Genomic DNA, 17,413 nt, shown 5'->3' on the forward strand with positions numbered 1-17,413 from the left:
GTGAGTTGCTACCGACGATTGTTCTTCCTGGTCGGGGGTTTCGGTTGAATGACCGGCGCATCCGTCATCGATTTGTTGATCACAATTTCCTTGCTGCTTACCAGCGGAGCCGACATCGACTCCGCCTTCGACACCATCGCCACGGTCGCGGTGAGCGTAAAGCTGGGCCGCAATTTTCCGCCCACCGCAGTCCAGAATTCAGACATGTTCTTGGTCAGGTCCGACTGCAACACGGCCAATTCGACGGCATATGGCTGTTCGTTCAGCCAGGCCCGGGTAGCAGTTGACAGTTTCGTTCCCGACAGCGTCGGCATCGCGGAGAACGCCAGCAGCGCCTGCGCCAGCAGATCGTGTTGATTGAGAATGGCGCTCTGTCCGGTCTGCCCTGATTCGATCCACGCAGTGACCAGATAAGAGCAGGCAATGCGCATCGGCGCTTGCATGATCGATACGGTCTTGCCGCCTGCATCCCGTTGAATCACCGGCTCGCTGCTTCTTAACTCGCTGCGTTCCCGCACGTCGAACAAAAACAGATTGATGCAGGTATTCCCGGGCTGATATGTCTCTGCGGGCCGGTCGAAGGTGACATCGGCTTTTCTGACCAGTGTCGGTGCACTGGCCAGATGCAAGACTTCGCTCAGGGCCCTGGTCAGGTTGTCGAACATCAGGCGTCCTTCCCGGTGTTGGCTGCTTTGGCCATGGAATTCGGACGCCCCAGTTTCTGGAACTCACGTTCCGCCGCACCGTGTATGTGTTCACGTTTGATGATGCCGCCGGTATCGTCGGCATGGTCGGCAGCGGCCAGAAACGCTGCCGCCAGGGCGACATTCTTTATATTGCCGCCGCTGAACTTCAGATCGCGCGCCAGTTCATCCTGATCGACGTCGTCCGCCAGACGAACATCTCCCGGCCATACCGACGACCAGATTTTTCGTCGCTGCGTTTCATCCGGAAACGGAAAATGCACGATGAACGCCAGCCGCCGGATAAAGGCTTCATCCAGGTTCTGACGCAGGTTGCTCGCCAGGATGGCGATGCCCTGGTATTGCTCCATCTTCTGCAGCAGGTAACTGATTTCCAGATTGGCATAGCGATCGTGGGAATCCTTGACCTCGGTGCGCTTGCCGAACAAGGCGTCGGCCTCATCGAAAAACAGCACGGCATTGGCTTGATCCGCAGCATTGAACAGCCGATCGAGATTCTTTTCGGTCTCACCGATGTATTTGCTGACGACGGCAGCGAGATCGATGCGATACAGATCCAGTCCCAGCGCTTGCGCGAGCACCTCGGCGGCCATGGTCTTGCCGGTGCCGGAGGGCCCGGCAAACAACACGGTGGTGCCGGTCCCGTAACCGATCTTGTTGGCAAATCCCCATCCATTGAGGACTTGATCCTGATGCAGAAAGCGGGACGAAATCTCATGCAATTGCGCCAACGCGTCGTCGGGCAAAATCAGATCGTCCCAGTTGCGTCGGGGCTCAATGCGCTGAGCCAATCCGGCGAAGACATGACGCGTTTGCAGGCGCGCAGCGGCAAACAACATGTGCTCGAACTCAGATGAACCAACGCCCGCCGCTCCCGTTAGACGCAGTTGATCTGCGGCAGTGCGAACCGCATCCCGGGTCTGGCCCATGCTCAGCTGAAATCGGGAAGCCAGGATCGGGGCAGCATCGGCAGACAATCCATGCCGGCTGAGTTGTTGCTGCCAGACCTGCTGCCGGTCGCGCCGGGTGAGTGCATGCAAGGCCACATTGAATACCCGGCTTCCGGGGATACTGAAATTGCGCGCTTCCGATCCGGTAAGAACGCATACCGCAATGGGATGCTCAAGGTGATCGAGCAGCGTACGCAAATCGACAACGGCATCGGGAGCATACAAAACGTCAATGCCGTCAAAGCAAATCATTGCTTCATGCATCCAGGCACAACGAAATGCCGCACCCAAGGTATGCGCGAACGTTCTCTCGCCCAGTGCAGCGGCTTTTGCCATGTCTTTCAGCAATGCCAGATCGAGGCGCAGCATTGGGCTACGGATATTGCTTGCCAGTGCCGCAGCCGCCGTTTGCAAGGCAAGCGCATCGGCGCCATGAAGATGGCAGCGCAGCGGTTCAGCGCCGGGAAGAGCCTCCCTGCCGATCCGCGACAAGACGTCAAACTTCGGCCCCCAGCCGGAATCATCCGCAAACACATCGACTGCATCGGCTGCATCGGCCGGGAGCAATTGGGCGCAGGCGCCAAGCCGCGCATCCATGCCGCTTTCTCCGAGCAGTGCCGCAAGAATTTGCGCATCGGGTTTCAATACCTGTACGGCGAGAGAAGGTGCGGCGTGCGGACTGTCCGGCAGCAATTGCAGCAAGCCATATCGCAACAGCGGCGCCGGGGAGATGAAACGCTTGCGCATGCTCAGCTTTTCTTCTGTATCGCGACACAACAGATTGAGGACGAGATCAACTGAAGGCCGTTTCCGGCTTACATCGTCTTGCAGAAAAGCGTACAGCCGTTCATAGCGAAGATCGAGCTCTGGAGCAGCGGCAATCAATATTGCAGCGACGTCGAACGGCGTTAATCCGACCGCCGCTGCAACACGGCTGAACTCTGCCGGCAAAGCAGCGTCGGGAAAACCGCCGGCATCCAGTCCGCCAAACAAAGGCGACCCGGACGGCTGCGCCAGCAAACGATCGACTTCGTCCGGTGTAACGTAAAGCCCCCGATAAGCGTCATTCATCGATTCAACGCCGACTGCTCTGCGCATGACATTCAAGGCCAGACGCAGGCGATCATCCAGCCAATTGAACCAGGGAGACAAGGGGTGATCGCTGTGGGAACGGACGGCATGCGACATCCGCTGCATGGGAGGAACGCGCAGCGCCTGCGCCTGCGACGAGCCAGCCTTGGGCATGAAAGGCCGGCGCGCCGGGATAGCGTTGTCGCCCCCAGTGACGGCATGCCGCAAGGCGCCACGCGTTTGCTCTTTCAGAGTGCGCGATTCCATGACAAAGACTGATTCCTATTGTTTTTGTATATCAGACTATCTGCCGCGCTCAAGCGTCCGGCCTTCCAGATATCATCTGTGACCCTGTTGGACAACTGGAAAATCGCGCGGCGAGAGCACTTGGCAAGCTCAAGCAAAAACAAATCACGAATCGACTGGATCAGGAAATATAAAGATATTCGCATTTGCAATGCGACCGGCGCCTGGACAATCAAAACAGTGCCTCAATTGCACGCCACACAGGGCAAGCCGTCAGGTAGCGTATCCCTTACCAATCAATCGATCATTTCGAGCGCAAGCTTATCGCCTTCACGCGAAGCGGCTATACCGTGCGTCTCACTTTTTAAAAAAGATCTTCTTGTTTAGAGAAAAATTGACGGCAAACGGAATACCCTGCTCGTAAGCATACGTAGCATCATGTTTTGATTTGCAGCGGAAACGGGCTATTGGACGGCACCCGGACCAGACCAATGCCTGAGATCGGTGCCTGACGACTCTTTTCATCGCCTGTGTGTGGATGAGAAATCGCCTTGCTGCGCCCGGAGAGCGATTGGCGGAGCGGAAAGCATTCGGCATGCAATCGCCGCGCGTTCTTTAGAAGCGTGCAAACGCACTCCTGAATTTATTCATTGGTGCGCTTGGTGCATGATCTGGCCCTTATGTTTTTGGCCACGGTGTTACTTTCCCGGCATCCAGAAGTGCCTCTGCACGTCACTCTTTGGCGCCGACCCGGGCTTTTCCAGCGTGTGATCGATATAACTACTGTGCATTCCTCTTTGCCGCATAGGTGTCTATCTTTCCAACCTTGAAACTGGGCGGCGCCATTCGCCAGTTTGCATATTCTTTTGAGCTGCCCTCATGCCAGTTTTCAGCTTGAAAACTGTTCGCCCAACTCAAAATCCTTTGAAAAACTCTTCCGCCTCAATCATGCTGTTATCGACCTCGTCGAATTTCCCCAGTAATTCTGCGACAGCAGCAGCATCATTCTGCCAGTCAATCAGTTCTCGGAAAGCGGTCGTTACCAATTGATGATGCAAACCGGAACTGCGAGCGGTACGATTCATCCAGGCCAACTCCAACTTCTCGCTACCAGCGGCATTGGAAGCGCCTTTGGACGCATTTTCCGAGCCGGCCATCGGCTTCAGATTGTCAACGTCGTGATAGTACATGCGTGCTGCGTACATCGTGTACTGGTTCCCGGCAGGATTGACATAGCCCGCATTTTTAAGCGTTGCCAAATCAGGCGGCGCATAAACAGTGCCTGGATTCTTGCCTAATTCCGTCTCAATGCTGTCCCACGGAACGACGTGATCAATTTGAATTGCATTCGTCGGCAGCACGACTTGCGACTCCCCGCTGGTCACTACGTGCCACATGTCGGTTTCCTTGTTATAGGAACCACCCCATTGATGTTCCACCATATTCGCTTTGAACTTGGTACTGAAATCAGCGGGTCGGCCACCGGCGTACAAAAGCTTTTTCGCATTCCCCTGAGCATTGTAGTAATTCTTTGTATCTGCCACCCCGTGTGGGGGAAGATGAAATTGAATCATCCGTTGTACCGGCCCTGAAATGGACGAGCTTCTGCTATCGGACGTCATGCCGCTCGCTTTTTTCTGGGCTGCTTTTTCCCCCATTTTGTCTGCTTCGTCCTCCAGCGCCTTATCGTCATTGATTGGGGTATTCTCCATCAATTGTCGCGTTGGTTTTACCCGTCCCTGCGCTTGTTGTACGACATGCCATGCTTCATGCGGAACATGCTGTTCTTGTCCCGGTGCAACGTGAATGTCGCTACCTTGGGCATATGCGTGCGCATTCATTTGCGCTGGCTGAGAGGAGTTGTAATGCACCCTCACGTGGTCCATGGACAAGCCTGACAGAGACTCGATGCCAGATTTCAGGCTATCGGACAAACCAGTCTTGTTCGACTGATCCGATCCTTTTGCCTCTCGTTGAGAGATCGCAGCGTCGATCAATTTTGCCTGCTTCGGCTCTTCCTCATCCATTTCGGTTTTACGCTGCAACAAGGAATCGCTTGCAAGATCCGTCAATGCTTTCTGTTGTATTGTGCGGCTGCTTTTATCAACGATATCCGTCAATTTCCGCTGGGCCAATGCTGCCGGTCGCAAATCGGCCAAATCGGAAGATTTACCCGTTGATCGAGATGTGCCGTCTCCAGCATGCTGATTTTCTGTCGATGCATACGTTTTCATGGAAGTCCCTCTCTTCATCGATCGTCATTGGATATTTTCTGAATCGCCCTGCAGTACCCCATCTTATGGCTGTTCATCCCGCTCTTTCAGCAAATACTGATACCACGCAACCAGCCCGACAATAAACAGCACCAGGAAAATCGGAATCATGTAGCCGCGCGCCAGCCATCGCAGGAACGGATCGCAAAACAGCAAGGCCATCGACAACAGCATCCACGCCGCCAGAACGACCAGTGCAGGCGCGTGGTGATAGCGCGCCATGGTTTCTCGCCACAGGCAGGAACAGTAATACAGTGCTGCGCAGCCGATCAACAGCATGAACACCAGCTTAGTCGCCAGCCGGAAAAGGTACAAGTTTTCGCACACCGTCTTGCACACCGGCGACGCCTCCACGCCCGGATCGGTCTGGTAGAAATCGGCCAGGCACTGGCTGACGTCGCGGCTGACATCGCATTGCTGCACTCCTGCCGTGCTCGGCAATACTGCATCGATCGGTTTTTCCTTGCCGGCGGCGGCAGCCGGCACGGTCATCGACATCGGCCAGAAACCGACGCCGCCGAAGTTGTCCTTGAAGTAGATGATGTCGTCCTGCAGTTGCTGCCAGTTGTCGTTGTCAAACGTAATCACCGGCACGACCTGGCGCAACAGCTTGGCGCGCTGCTCGCCGTGCAAAGCGCCTTCGATGCGCAAACGCAATTGCTTCTTGGAATCGGTGGTTTCTTCTTCCAGCAGCACCAGCAGGCGCGGCCGCAGATTCTGGTCGCGTTCCACTTTCGCCAGCAGATTGTTGTTGCGATTGGCCTCGGCGGTCGCGATCAGACCGTACAAATTGGCATAGTCGTAGACGCCGCTGCCCAGCGCGGTATGGCGCATCATCACGTTGATGGCGTCGCCGGCGCGGGCCTGCCGCAATCTGGTGCGCAGCGTATCGACAAACTTGTTGAACACGCCGACCGATACCTCATCGTCGGGATAGCCGTCGAAGAACAAGGTGACGCCGTCGCCATTGGTCGGCACGAAGCGTTCGCCGAACGGCAAATGGTTCGAGATGGTCGACGTCCAGCTGTGCATCTTGATCGACATCAGCTTGACGATGCTGGCCGTCAGGCGTTCGAACACCTGTTCCTTGCGGCCCTTGTCCATCTTGCTCCACGAGCGCCAGTCGTTGCGCTGGATGACCCAATCGATCGCCGTCTGGTGACGTTGGGCGATATTGACGAAATCGTTCTGCGTCAGGTCGCCGTTCTCGGCCGCCGCCACAAAATCGCGGCCGTCGTTGGCTTGCCGCAGCACGCCCGTGTCGTCGAAGGTCGGACCGTAATAGGCAATGCGCGACAAGGTGCTGAAGTCGACCTTCTGCGTCTTGCCGGCCAGCCAGAACGGATAAAAGCCGTAGACCTCCCCTACCAGCTCGTCCAGCACGCAACCGCAGCCGTTGCCGTCCCACAGCACATGTTTGTTGGGGTCGTAAGCCGGCCGCTTGCGTGCCGTGGCGCGAATGGAAGCGCGATATTTGATGTACAGGGCCTCGATCTGCTGCGGCATCGTCAGCGCGTCGATCATGCTGCAAGAGTCTTCTTTCCAGAGCTTGTTGAGCTGATCGAACAGACTTTGATCCTTGAGCACCGCTTCCAGTTGTCCCATTTGTTCGGCAGTGATCTTGCGACGATTGGCGGCATTGCCCGGCGTACCGCTCGGGCAGGCGCCGATGCCGTTGCGCAGGCGCGCCATGACGGCTTTGTCGAACAGCCACAGTTGCGGATACTCGAGGTCTTGCAGGCCCTTGAGCATGTCCAGTATCACCGGCGGCACCGGCTCGTTCTTGCGGTTGGCGCCGAGTTCAGCCAGGGCGCGCGCCGTCAGGATGTAGGAGGTGCTGGTCTCGGCCGCATTGACGATGTCCGGCATGTACTGGTCTATCGGCTCATTGACCTTGGCCGTGGCGTCGAGGATCGCCTCCGTGAAAAACGCCTGGCTGGGATAGGTGCCGGACAGTTTCTCCAACTCGTTGATGATCGAATCGGGCACCGTCTTGCCGTCCCGCAGCAGTTGCAGCGAACCCAGTGTGAGCCGGTAGCTTTGTTCCAGCGCCGCCTCCCGTGCAGCCGGCAAATAGGATTCAGCCTGCGGTCCCAGATCCTTGAGCGCGCCGAGCACGGCGGCGTCGAACAACGGCTGGTTCAGGTAGACCATGTCTTGCAGAGCCGACAATTTGGCGATCACTTGCGATTTTGACGCCAGCAGCTTGAGGTCCGTCGCGCTCAGGCTGTAGCTGTAGATGGTCAGCAAGGCGCGGTCCGAATCGGGACCGGGACGCCGGTTGTTGTCGGTTTCATAGTGATAGAGCCGCAGCATGGCGAGGATTTGCTCGTCGGTGCCGGCCAGGCGGATCTGGTAATAACGGGCCTTGTCTTCGTCGTCGAAACCGTCGATCCAGCGTCCCAGATCGGCGCTGATCAGATCCGCCTTCCATTCCGGATGGGCCTTGATCGTCGCCGCAAAATGGAGCAGCGCCGACACCGACGCATTGGTCAGGTTGCCGGACGGCTCCATCTTGAAGTCGAACCAGAAACGGTTCAGCCACGACAAGGTAATCGGTCCGACGATGTTGTCCGACAGCGGCAGCGTGCTCTCGCGATAAGCCTGCATGTAGGCCGGATCTTCCGAGTAGATTTCCAGCAACGCCTGCTGGATCTGCTTGCGCATGGCCGGAGTGAACTTCTTCAGGACGTCTTGCGACAACAGCAATGCGGCCGGACCGCCCTGCTCTTCGGGTTGGATGGCGACCTTGCTGACGATGGCTTGCGCCGCTTGCGGCGTCATGAGTTTATCGCCTGCAGCCCAGGCAGCTTGTGCTTTCACCTCCGTTTTTTCCTCCGATTCTGCCGGCGCTGCGCCTGGCGTTGTTGCCGTCGGTTTTAGCGCAGGCTTCGGCGGCGTTTTGAGCGCGCCGGCATCTGGAGCCGGAGCGACGACAGCGTCCGCTGCCGGAGCGGATTTGGCTGCAGGCGCAGCTCTCACTGGTCGCGGCGCCGATGCCGGCGCGATGACGAAGCTGTCATCCGCTGCCGTGGCGGATGTTCCTGCGGGAGCTTGCTCCGGCTCTTTTGCCGCCGGTGCGGCAATGACTTCAGGTACGGGCGCAAGCGGCAAGGACACAGGTGCGGCGGCAGTCGCAGGAACTGTCGCCGGCGCATCGCCGGCCGTCTCCGCCGCGATGCCGGACCACGCCGGCAGCAGCAGGCAAGCGCTAGTCAGAGCCACCCGCGCAATGGCTGCGAAGGCAGCCGTACTGGTCGAAGATGTCGTCATGTCAGATCGTTCGCCCTTCCTTGATGAATTCTTTCTTGATGCCGCGCAGCAGATCGTCCTTGCCGATGGTCTGGCGCCCTTGCCTTTCGGCGCGCATGGCGGCATAGCGCACGACGTTGATCAGCGCGCCGCCCGACAGGATGTTGTCTTCGGCCAGATCGTCCAGGTTGACGTCGTCGGCCAGATGACGGCGCTGCGGAAACAGGTTTTGCCACAGCCGCAAGCGTTGCAGGCCGTCCGGAATCGGGAAGTAAATCGCGGTCTGGAAGCGTCGTGCAAAGGCTTCGTCGATATTGCTTTTTAGATTGCTGGCCAAAATCACCACGCCGGGAAAATCCTCGATCCGTTGCAACAGATAGGCGATTTCCTGATTGGCGTGACGGTCGTTGGAGCTGCTGCCCTCGGTGCGCTTGCCGAACAAAGCATCGGCTTCGTCGAAGAACAGAATCCAGTTCTTGTTCTGCGCCTGATCGAATACATTGGCCATGTTCTTCTCGGTCTCGCCGATGTATTTGGAGACGATCTTGGACAAGTCGATCCGATAGACGTCGACTTCGGCAGCCTTACCCAGCAAGGTCGCCGTCAAGGTCTTGCCGGTTCCCGGCGGCCCGTAGAACAAGCTGCGATAGCCGGGCTTGACGCTCTTGTCGAGATGCCAGCGCTGCATCACTTCCGCCCCGCCCTTGAGCCAGATCCGGATGTTGTCGATTTCCTCCAGCACCTCAGGCGCCAGCACCAGATCCGACCAGTCCAGTTGCGTCGTGATCCGTTTCGCCGGGAAACCGGCGCTGTAGTCCGGCTTGTGTTGCTGACCTGAGGTGCAGCGATCCAGAAAATCGTTTTCCACGTTCAAGGCCGCGCTCAATGCCGGCTCCCCTTCGGCTTTTTGTTCCAGCCGCAGGATGGTGTGACGGGTAAAGAAATGCTCGGGATCGAATAGTTTCAAGACCTCGAAACGGCGCGCCAGATCGTCGCCGGCCAGGATGAATGCGGCCGTTTCGCAGGTCGGCATCAAGCCGGCGTGGTTCTTGCCTTTCCAGCCGCCGAATTCGGTATAGCTGCGCTCGGTATTCTTGTTGGCCGTAAACAGCAGATCGAGCGCCTGCGGCCGCACATGCGGCAATAGCGTCAGGATCAATACCAGTCGCTCATCGAAATTCATATCGTGCTCGCGCACGGCCATCGCAAACGGCGACGGATCCTGGCCGAGGTCCGGCGGCATGTGGCTGCGGATATCATGCGGACCGCCCTCGTGCATGAAGTAAGCATGAAAACGCGTAGCCAGCACGTCGCCGAACCAGGCGATTTCGCGCTCCAGGCTTGCTGCGTTGGCCTTCAATGCATCCATGCTGCTTTCCTTCCGACTTTATTTTTATGATCCATTGCCGCATTCAGATTCATTCACGTCCACTCAACCCATAATATTGTTTCCATCCACGGCAGGCGGATGGTGGAAATGCTCCATGGAAGCTTGTCCAGCAACATATCGAAGGTGCGTTTCGGAACCTGCAGGCGCCAGGCGTCTTCCTTGCGCGACAGATAGCCTTCGCGTTGCAAGAATGTTTCGCGCAATCCTTGAATCGAGGTATTGCCGATCGCGCTCCAATGCGAAATCATGACGGTCAGCAATTGTTCGACCAGTTCGCGCTCCTGCGGCGTGACTTCGATCTCCGCCACGATCGGCGCTTGCAACGGAATCCCGCACAACAACTTGTTGAGCGTCAGCTGGTATTCCGGCACGGCGGTCTGCTCGTTCACGGCAAACTCCAGCAGCCACGCTGCGCGCTGCGCTGCGACTTCGTCGACGAACTTGCCGTCGCGCGTCAGTTCGAGCACTTCCCAGGCGCGCGACAAAAACGGCCAGGTCAGCACCATGCCGGCGTTGGCGACATGCATGCCGGACGACATCTGCGGCGCTGCCTGGTCGCCGGCGGGTGCGGTTTGCAGCGTGCGATCGTTGCTCGTCTTTGCGTCCTCGTTGCTGCTGCCTCGCGCCCCGGCAAGACTGGCCGCAGTCGTCGTTGCGCGGATGTCCTTGTCGGAAGCGCCTCCCGTCTCCGCACGCGCGATGGGGCCTGCTGCGGCGCGCGGCAAAGCAACGGCAATTCCCATCTGGCTGCGCAGGTGCGATGTCAGCGCATGCGTGATGGGCAATCCGCTCTCCCGCGAGAGAAAACCGACAAGTTCGCTGGTGAAGCGTGCAGGTTCGAAAATCCGATCCGGCGCAAACAGATACGGCAGCAGAAAGCGCCATTCAAAACGCGCCATTTCCGTGGCGGACAATTGCCGGTTCTGTTCTGCAAAGATATCGGCGACGTCGCCCGCATAGCGGCGCATGCGTTGCACCTGCAGCGGCGAATACGGCGCCAGCGCCGGCAGTTTCTGCCAGGACGAAGCCGGCACCACCGCCAGCAAACGCGCTACGGCGTCAGGATGGCGCGACAATGTCGCCAGCATCGGCACAACTGCCTGCGCGGTGGCATCGATTGCCATCCGCAACCAGTCGGCCAGGCCGGCCGGCAATGCAATGCCCGTTCGAAAATCCGGTGAGAGCATGAAGTCGACATGCGCCAGGCTTTCCGAATCTCGCTGATCAGCAGTATTCGTTGCCGATTCTTGCAATTCCGGAGCGTCGTATTTTTCTTTGCTGCGGGGCTGCTTGTCTTCAGCCTTGTCAGCAGCAATACGCTCGCGATTGTTTTTGCTCGCTTCAGCGATCTCTTCAAGATCCAGCATCTGGTCGTGCAACAAGGCCTGAAGCACGGCATTGAAATAACGGGTGCGATCCGGCCCGGAAACCGACCGCGCCTGCGCCCTGATGGCCTGCAAGAAAATCCGGCGCTGCTGCCCGGCATCGTTCGCATCGTCCGCTCCGTGCACGACGATATATGCTTCAACCAGGCGCTCCAGATCGTCCGCCGCCCATGACGCATCGATGGCAACGGGATCGTCTTTGAGACGCGCGAAGCGTTGCAGCACATCGTCGCGTGCCGTCGCCGCCGGTTTTTCCGTTGCGGTCAGACGATGCTGATAATCCAGAATCGCACGGATGTCATCCTCGCGGTGACCCCGGACGGTCTCCGATTCCGTTGCGAGAAGTTCTCGTGCGTCGTTTTGTCGCGCAAGCTCGGAACGCCCGGACAAACCTGCCCAAGTCGCCAGCATCCGACGCTGCCAGGGCGAGCGGACCAATCCGGCATGTGCTGACAACGACGATGCCAGAGCATGGATTGAGCCGCCATCCATGGCAAGAATGCTTTCTGTCAACGACGAGCTGCCGACGGCACTCCCGTTATCACCGGCAATCTTCTCGCCATCCCTGCGTTCTTCCCCTCGCTGATCGCTCAGTAATCGCTGTTGCAAAGCGGCCTTCCAAAGTTGCCGCTTCCAGCCTGCGAGCATCTCCGGCGTGGGAAGTATCAGATCGTCTTGGTCTTCCGCTACAGACGACGCGTCTCCATCCGGCGCAGGCAGCGTTTGGGCGACGTCGGAAACCATCTCCAACGCTGCGGCCCATGTGGACTGGTCACGCAATTGCCGCCATGCCGACAAAGCTTCCGGAGCCAACAGAACCGCCATGTCGTACAACATGCTTTCCGGAAAAGACCAGACGATACGCTCCAGGATATCGTCACGAATACCGTAATGGCGCAAGGCTTCGCGCAGCAACGGCGCATGCTTGTGCAGCAAGATGTCCCAGTCGCCATATAGCGGCGCCGGATCGCCTTTCATCAAGGCTTTTGCCAGACGGCCGACCAGTTGCGCTTTGCCGCGTTCTTCGTCTATGTCGGTGTTGCCCGGCGCGGTTGCAGCGGTTGTAGCCGTTTCGGTCCCGGGTGGATAGTCGGGAATCGCCTGAGCCACGGTGTCGATCAGCGCGGCCGATACATCCACGGGAATTTCCTGCGACGCCGGCAACGGCAAGGCAAGATCTTCGGCAGCAGCGAATTCCTCCAGATCGACAATGCGATTCTGCGCCAACGCCTGCAAGACGTGCGCGTAGTAAGCACGGCGGTCCCGTGCAAGCGCGGCATGATCGTCGATGGCCTGCCGGAACGACGGTTCTCGCACCGCTTCATGCACCCATAGCGCCAATTGGTCCACGTCAAATGCCGGCATCTGCAAAAGCCCGGCGCCGCTGCGGATGGCATCGAACAAGGCTGTCAGCGACGGCATCGGCGATACTGCCGGCGGCGTTTGCAGTTGCGGTTCCTTTTTGGGCGGTTCTTCGGCCCTTGGCATCAACGCACGCTGCCGTTGCGGCGCCCTGTCGTGCACCAAGGCCATCACGTAAGCGTACAAGTCCTGGTCGGCGGCAGTTATCCCCGCGCCTCCCAGCGCAGCGGCGACATAGGCGGAGGCATCAAAGGATGCCGCTACGGCGGAACCTGCCATATTGGCCTGTTCCCGCGCAAGCCGGAAGAGATAGGCAACGGCGCCGCGCCACCAGCCGCGACGCCAATGGTTCCACCGGGCAGCGCCATCCACGTTCAAACGACTACGCAAACCTTCGTCATCCCATATGCGCGCCGTCAATGCTGCGGCTTCGTGCGACAACAAGGCTTCCATGTCGCGCAGCAGCGACAGCGGGAAAGTCGATGCCATCTTTTCGCGGATTTCCCCGTAGCCGCCGTAATGCAGGACTGCGGAACGCAGCAGATCCGGCTGATGTTCCTGAAACGCTCGCCAGTCGTCGTAGATATCGCCGGCGTTACCGCTCATCAACGCCGAAGTCACACGGCTGCGCATCGCCGCCATCGCCGACGGCGGCGCATGGGAATCGACGTCCGGCGCTATATCGATGGCAGATGACGGCGCGGCCACGGCAGATGGCAAAACGTCCCGTTCTCCCCGCATTCCCTCCATCACCATCAATGCGGTAGCCAGTCCGGCGGGATCGCCCAGGGCTGCGGCCGCCTCGCGTATCCGGGTCAAAACCGGTGCGGCCGGCGCGCTCGTTTGTTCTGCTGCCAGCACGGCAATCACCGTCTCGAGCATAGGCAAGAGCGCCGGCAACTGTATCGGCCGGGCAAGAACGGCGCCAAGGATGTACGCCCATGCAGCCGACAGTGCCTCCTGCGATGTCCGATCCGAAACGGACAGGCCTGCAAGTACGCGTTGCAAGGCTTCGAGCTGCGCCAGCAAGGGTTTTACATGATCCGGGGTAACGTGCCGCAGTATCGTCTGCAGCACGGCTGGCGATGATTGCCGCACCAGCCGCGTCAACAAGGCCTGATCGCCAGGATCTGCGGCCAATACGCGCCACTCCTCCGGCCAATCGTCCGTTGCATGAAGCGCCGCGGCCGTCGGCCTTCCTGGCGCCGCCGGCATGGCCGCCGCTTGTCCGGGTGTTTCGCCTCGCACTGTTCCGATCGCGCCTTTTGCCATTGAGAAAGCGCTGCCTTCGACGCCCTCCGCCGGAAAATTTGCGCTGGATATCCTGCGCAGCGCATGGACGACGTCGTTGTCGCTTGCGTCCCTGCCGTGACGGCTCGAGTTCGCTGCCAAAAGCCTGCTTGCGACAATCGCAAGGTCTTCACGCTGCCGCTCCGCGAGCCAGCGCAATGCGCGTCCGGTCAATGTGGACGCCGGCGCTTGCGCCGCCTCCTCTGTGCCATCCAGCGCGGCCGTCAACGCTGCCTCCCAGGCTGCGTGCAAGGCGCCGCTCCATACCGTGCGCGTCAGGGCAGCCTCTTGCAACAGTTCCTGCAAGGCCGCCAGTTGCGACAGCACCGCATCGGCATGGCCGGGGCGCATCCTGCGCAACAGCATTTCCAGCTGCGCAGGTGCAAACTGCCGCGCCAGCCGGGTCAGCATGACGGTGCGATACGGTGACGCGGCCAAGGCCTGCAAGAAAGCATCGGCATCGCGCGCCAATACGCGCGCGAGTGCGGTCGCGTGAGATGCCGGCGCTGCGGCGTCGACTTGCCACGCCATCGTGCCGTCGGCCAGAAACGCCAGCAGCACATCCACGTCCCCGCGACGGCGATTGATACGGCCGACCGGCGCGTCGCTTCCAGCCGCCGGCTCATCCTCGCCATGCAATGCCTGCTCCAGCGCCGTGCGCAACCTGTCAACCAAGGTTGCCGGCAAGTCCGCTTCGGTCACATCGCCGACGTCGACGACCAGATTGTCGATCTGCCAGACCACATCGTCGCCGCCGAACTGATCGAACACCGTTTCCATCAGCGGCAGCAATTTATCCACCACCATGCTGCGCAACTCCTCGGTGCGGGCAATGCCGATCGTCGGCGACTCGAACGCCAGATCGAACACTAACTCGCCGATGCGATGGGTAGCGGTCATGTCATCAGACCCAGTAAGCGGAGTTAAGCGCACTGCGCTGGCGCTGCAAAAACTTCACCACGCTCGCGGCAGCGCCGTCGAGCCGCTCCGGATCGGCGGTTTCGGCATGGCGGCGCAGTCTATCCAGCCACAGGCGATGGCGTTGCTCGAAATCGCGCATCGAGATGAAATCGAGCCAGTGAAATTCCGGATACAGATGCGCCGGCAAATTGCGGCAGACGGTTTCCTGCGCCAGATTCCGGAAATCGGGATCGCTGAATCGCGCCGACCAGCCCGGAAACACCACGCTGATGCGACTGGAGTAGAACTCGCCGTCGAACCGATCGCCGGCTTCGTCACCGTCGGCGCCGGCATCGCGCGGCCGCAGCAAAAGATGCTCGACCAGATAGAAACCTTCCGATCCGATATTCAGACGGCAGATAAAGCTGCGCAACTGCTGCACGTGACGATCGGCCTCGGCCAGATCCGGATAGTGCCCCAGCCGGACCACGCCAAGCTGCGCATCGTGGGTCTGGAAATGAACATGAATCGTCTCCCCGTGCTGTTCGAGGATATAGTTTTCCAGGCGCACGCCCTGAGTCAGCAGCGATGCAGGCAAGATCGCCCCACCTGGGGCATGGAATGCAGCGGACGCATCCGGCTTCCCTTCCGATGCGGGTTCGGTCCCGGCGTCGGCCTCATTCGCCTGCGCAGCAAGTTGCGTAAGATGACGCGCCGCGCCGGCGTAATGATCCGCCGACAGCCCGGCAGCGGCGCTCAGGCGCAAGCGGTATTTCAACAGTTCCTGGCTCAGCGGCGCGCCGCCCGGCGGTGCGCGCAGATCGAGCAGGATCGCAATCTTGGCGTGGACGCCCGACAAATTGGGGCTGTCGTCGTCGCGGCGCTTGCCTTTCGTATAATCGAAAGCCGTTGCACGGTCACGACTCAGGCCGGCGATATGGCGCAGGAAGGCCAGCTTGTTGTCGACCAGCCAGCGCGCCGAATGACGATCTTCGTAATAGTTGAAGCGACGCAGCGATTTTTGCGAAAACTCTTCCCCGTACATCGCCAGCAAGACATCGATAAGCCGGCTGCGGCGGTCTTCCGACTTGTCCATCCGCGCGACCATTTGCGACAGCATGCTCCCGATCTGCGGCAGCGTCCCCACATACAGACTTTCGATATGCGGTAACGCCTCGTCGTCCAGCACTTGCGAGAAATAAGTGTGCTGCACATCGTCGAGCGAAAACACTTGCGGAATCCCGTGCAGGTTTTCCAGATAGTTCGCCATCAGTTGTTCCGCCAGGAACAGGTAAGCCTTGAGCTGGTTGGCGCTGACCTTGTTCTTCAGCGGCGCCGATGCCGGCACGCCGAAACGGTTGATGCCGTAGATCGCCGGGAACTGATGCTGGATCGAATAGTAGTCGCGCAGCGAGCGTTGCACGCCCTCCGGAGCCGGGACGACCTGCTCCAGGGATTGCGGCGTATTGCGCACCGTGTCGAATTCGAAGCGCGCCTTGCGCAAGGCGATGCGGGCATCGTCCAGCACGATCAGGGCTTTCTCTTCCTGCAGATTGGTCGGCCGGTCGCGCTCCGCCCCGGTTGCCCCTGCTGCTGCCATCGGCGTATCGTAGTGCCCGACCGCACCGCTGGCGAAATGCAGGCGCAGGAAGGTGCTTTGCGGTTTATCCGGAAACCGCAGGCGCAGCACTTTGCCGTCCAGCCGGTCGAGTTGCACCGGCTGGCCGTTCTCATCGCACAGCGCCAGCCGTTGTACATGCGTGACGCCGTCGACCGCCTGCACCAGGGCAATCAGCCGGGCCATCGGAATCGTCGCGCCGGGCCGTTCGGCTCCGGTGGCGGCGATGCGACCATGCACCGTGAGCGGACCGCTGAACATCTCGTCCAAGGTGACGCCGCCATCGCGCGCATCGAGATAGCGTTCAACGCGGAAACCGGAAATCACCTGCTGTGCGCAACGGAAAAAGATGTCGGCAAAGATCGACGCCGGATCGCGCAAGCTGTGAATCTGGATGTCGCCGCACAAAAACACCGGCTGCGAACCGACAATGACGACCTCGTCGAGATCTTCGCCAAGATTGCGATGCGCGTTGTAGACCTCGATTACCTGTTGGGTCACACGTGCTTCGAGCCGGGCCTGTTCTTCCGGCTTGAGTTCATCCTGGATGCTTTCCCGGATTTTCAGCGAGATACGGTAAAGCCCGGCACAAGCCGCCGTCTGCTCGCGGATGAGCCAGACATCTTCGATTTCCGGAATACGGTCGTAGATGATCTTGCGGTAGTCGCTCGCGGTCAGCACCTGGCTCGGCAGAATGTCATCGGCCAGGTGCAAGGCGTGCCGCGTGAAGTCGATCTTGCCGAAGGGGCCGGCCAGATAATCTTCGGGCGCAAACTCGGAACGGTAGGCCAGATCGGTGATCCCGTAGCAAAGCTGCTCCAGAATGGTGACGCCGGGGTCGTGCAGGTTGTAGTCGGTCCATTTCTCGCCGCTGAGTTCCTGCAGCATGGCAATGCCCGCCTTTCTCAAGGCATCGAAATCGAGACCGTCCCGGTCGGGGACGATCTTTTCGATGTGTTCGGGCGTCTTCAT

At 59.4% G+C, this 17,413-nt stretch carries 7 protein-coding genes; all 7 read right to left on the bottom strand.

All coding sequences use genetic code 11. The features are described from left to right. Positions 1-8: 8 nt before the first annotated feature. The 7 genes from AKL25_RS17000 to AKL25_RS17040 all read right to left on the bottom strand — a co-directional run bounded on the left by AKL25_RS17000 (position 9) and on the right by AKL25_RS17040 (position 17,413). Complete coding sequence (locus AKL25_RS17000) at positions 9-665, bottom strand: Pvc16 family protein (RefSeq protein WP_050478899.1); 657 nt, start codon at positions 663-665, stop codon at positions 9-11. Continuing rightward, on the bottom strand, positions 665-2,953 hold the full coding sequence (locus AKL25_RS23810) for an ATP-binding protein (protein WP_167541901.1): 2,289 nt from the start codon (positions 2,951-2,953) through the stop codon (positions 665-667). The genes AKL25_RS17000 and AKL25_RS23810 overlap by 1 nt, the downstream gene beginning before the upstream one ends. Positions 2,954-3,885: 932 nt before the next feature. Beyond that, positions 3,886-5,205, bottom strand: a complete 1,320-nt coding sequence (locus tag AKL25_RS23815; RefSeq protein WP_083444760.1) for an eCIS core domain-containing protein — start codon at positions 5,203-5,205, stop codon at positions 3,886-3,888. 63 nt (positions 5,206-5,268) lie between these two features. After that, positions 5,269-8,517, bottom strand: coding sequence for a hypothetical protein (locus AKL25_RS17025; protein ID WP_050478903.1), 3,249 nt, complete (start codon positions 8,515-8,517; stop codon positions 5,269-5,271). A 1-nt stretch (position 8,518) separates the two neighbouring features. Beyond that, positions 8,519-9,865 (bottom strand): ATP-binding protein, encoded by a 1,347-nt coding sequence (locus AKL25_RS17030; RefSeq protein ID WP_050478904.1) that lies wholly within the window; start codon positions 9,863-9,865, stop codon positions 8,519-8,521. Between the two features lie 53 nt (positions 9,866-9,918). Beyond that, complete coding sequence (locus AKL25_RS17035; protein WP_050478905.1) at positions 9,919-14,823, bottom strand: contractile injection system tape measure protein; 4,905 nt, start codon at positions 14,821-14,823, stop codon at positions 9,919-9,921. Between the two features lie 4 nt (positions 14,824-14,827). Further along, complete coding sequence (locus tag AKL25_RS17040) at positions 14,828-17,413, bottom strand: hypothetical protein (protein WP_050478906.1); 2,586 nt, start codon at positions 17,411-17,413, stop codon at positions 14,828-14,830.

The organism is Herbaspirillum rhizosphaerae, assembly GCF_001189965.1.
Lineage (GTDB): Bacteria > Pseudomonadota > Gammaproteobacteria > Burkholderiales > Burkholderiaceae_D > Herbaspirillum > Herbaspirillum rhizosphaerae.

Bases quoted from the DNA above. Each gene is read 5' to 3' on its own strand.
- AKL25_RS17000 (WP_050478899.1), bottom strand. From the start codon at position 665: ATGTTCGACAACCTGACCAGGGCCCTGAGCGAAGTCTTGCATCTGGCC.
- AKL25_RS23815 (WP_083444760.1), bottom strand. From the start codon at position 5,205: ATGAAAACGTATGCATCGACAGAAAATCAGCATGCTGGAGACGGCACA.
- AKL25_RS17025 (WP_050478903.1), bottom strand. From the start codon at position 8,517: ATGACGACATCTTCGACCAGTACGGCTGCCTTCGCAGCCATTGCGCGG.
- AKL25_RS17030 (WP_050478904.1), bottom strand. From the start codon at position 9,865: ATGGATGCATTGAAGGCCAACGCAGCAAGCCTGGAGCGCGAAATCGCC.
- AKL25_RS17035 (WP_050478905.1), bottom strand. From the start codon at position 14,823: ATGACCGCTACCCATCGCATCGGCGAGTTAGTGTTCGATCTGGCGTTC.
- AKL25_RS17040 (WP_050478906.1), bottom strand. From the start codon at position 17,413: ATGAAGACGCCCGAACACATCGAAAAGATCGTCCCCGACCGGGACGGT.